Annotated in this window: 1 protein-coding gene; it reads right to left on the reverse strand. The window is 56.2% G+C overall.

The genetic code is table 11. The annotated features are described in order from the left end of the window. Positions 1-83: 83 nt before the first annotated feature. Entirely contained in the window at positions 84-1,787 is a 1,704-nt protein-coding gene (ltrA, locus tag AWB78_RS42135; RefSeq protein ID WP_062613190.1) for a group II intron reverse transcriptase/maturase, read from the reverse strand. Positions 1,788-2,402 lie beyond the last annotated feature (615 nt).

A 2,402-nucleotide genomic window follows, 5' to 3' on the forward strand; every position in this document is an offset into this window, starting at 1 on the left:
TGTCGGGTAAGGATACGACGTTACCGTCGCATCCTCCCCTGAGAACTGTACGTGCGACGTTAGCCGCATACAGCTCAAGCCTTTCAAAGCCCATGTGAATGAGCCGGTTTTACAACTGAGAGTCCGAGAGCACGCACGACCCGGTGACATTCCGGATGTAACATCGTCAGGTTGCCAGTCGTGTCCTTACCGCCATCGATTTTACGAATCACGCGGCAGAGACTCCAGCCACTGGATTTCGTGATCATCTGCCGACAGACCGGACACGACCGAGCCTGATCAAGCCACAACCGGATCAGCTGCACCCGACCTTTGAGCGAGTCCAGCATCGCGAAGCCCAATCGCTCTTCGAAATAGCCTTCCCACTGTAGGTCGAACGGGTTTGCAGCCGCCCTGATTTTCCGGTGTCGCCGGATTGGCGTGCCTGCGATGTCATATAGCTTCAGGAGTTCCGGCTTTCCTGTGCTGAGTGTATTGCCAGTCTCCGTGCCAAAGACCCAATGCTGGAATCCTACTATCCGGAAGTACTTCTCCCGAACCCAGCGCGAGCTCTTGTTCGGATGCCGGCGCTTCGCCCAGCGCCACAAACATCGCCAGATTTCGTGACTGACTCTGCCAAAGGTGTGCTTCGCCACAACATGCCGGTAATAGTTCGCCCATCCGCGAAGCAATGGATTGAGTTCACGTATTAATTGATCATGTCGTACCGTCGCACTATCCTTCACGGTTTTCCGCAGCTTGCGCAGGAAGCGCTGAACGCTTGCTCTGGCAGGCTTGATCAGCAGCTTGCCACCATATTTGCGCACGTTCATGCCGAGGAAATCGAACCCTTCGTCGATATGCGTGATCCGGGTCTTTTCTGACGACAGTGATAAACCGCGCTCCGCCAGAAACTGCTCGACCATCGGACGAACGTCATCAGCCAGCACTTCACGCGTTGCGCCGGTAATAATAAAGTCATCCGCATAACGAACGATATTGACCTTCGACGGATTGTTACTGCCTTTGCGATACTTTGCACGTAGCATTTTTTCCAGCCCGTCGAGAGTCATGTTCATCAACGTCGGCGAGATTATTCCCCCTTGCGGTGTACCCGCCTGTGTTGAGTGAAAGACATGGTTGTGAAGGTAGCCAGCCTCCAACCATCTTCGCAGAATCGCTTTGTCCGTGGGGATGTGGGCGACCAGCCAGTCATGTGAAATTTCGTCAAAGCAGCTGCGGATATCGGCCTCAAGAATCCACGTTGCAGAATCGGCTTGTGCCAATGCCCGGAAGCATTGTTCGATTGCGTCGGCCGTGGACCGGGCGGACCGGAACCCATACGAATTCGGGTCCGCCGTAGTTTCGGCGACCGGCTCCAGAGCGAGCAGGTACAGCGCCTGCTGAGCCCTGTCGACCATACAAGGGATTCCAAGGGGTCGCATTTTTGTCCCGTTGGCCTTCGGGATATATATCCGTCTCAGTGGGCGAGGCCGATAGCCACGCCGTTTGAGCGACGACACTGCATTGATTTTGGACTTCGGTGTGGACCATGTGATGCCATCCACTCCCGGCGTCCGTCTGCCCTGATTCTCAGTCACCCGTCTGACGGCGAGCGCCTTGCCGCTGAACGAATGGGTCAGCAACCATTGCAGGGCTTTCGCCTTGCCGCGTTTGCCATCCTGTATTGCCTTCACTATTCTTGCCTGCAGCCTTCGAACCTCACGATGGCACCCTGCCCAGTTAATGCCGTGCCAGTGCCTCGCGCGATCGGAGGACGCACCCGCGCCATGTTGCTGCACAGTCATCTGCATCTCCTCCTTGAAAGGTTGTTCAAGCTATCTAGTGACGAAAGACCATACGGAAGTCTGCCCGCTTTCGCGTGAGATGATGTTGTCTTGCGACGCAATCCCTATCTGCCCGATTACGGGGCAGCGTTCGCTTTCTCCGCTTTCCTCTACCCGCTGCACCCTCAGCTTCCCTTGCGGGTCGCCTGCCATTCCTGGCGGCACATCGGGCTTACCATGTTCCACGTATGCAACACGAATAGGGTAGGTCCTGCCTATCCACCGGCGGTCTGCTTGTCCGTGTGTTTCCTGACCCAGGGGAAACATCCGACCGCGTACCATTTTGGTTCAAGCCACCAGCGTTTTGGGCTTGTTCAGGCTAACGATGTCTGTGGCAGTTCACTTATGTTGACCATACTATCCAGCCTTGCAGCTCACCCGCATCAACGCTCGCAGGCGTTACCTCTCCTCACGGAGCCAGCTAGGCCAGAGGCCAGCCACGTTGTCCCGGTGGCTTCACACGTCGTCGTTGCCAACAACGCATGCACCGGTAGGCTACGGTCGACGGAACGACCGGTTTCCTGACCAGCCTTTCGGCTGGGTAAAACAATTGCATACGCGACTTCATGTCGCACT

Origin of the sequence: Caballeronia calidae, from assembly GCF_900044055.2 — a bacterium.
In the GTDB taxonomy this organism is placed as follows: domain Bacteria; phylum Pseudomonadota; class Gammaproteobacteria; order Burkholderiales; family Burkholderiaceae; genus Caballeronia; species Caballeronia calidae.

What these genes read in the sequence shown, in the direction of transcription:
- ltrA (WP_062613190.1), bottom strand. Translation starts at nt 1,787, where the DNA reads ATGACTGTGCAGCAACATGGCGCGGGTGCGTCCTCCGATCGCGCGAGG.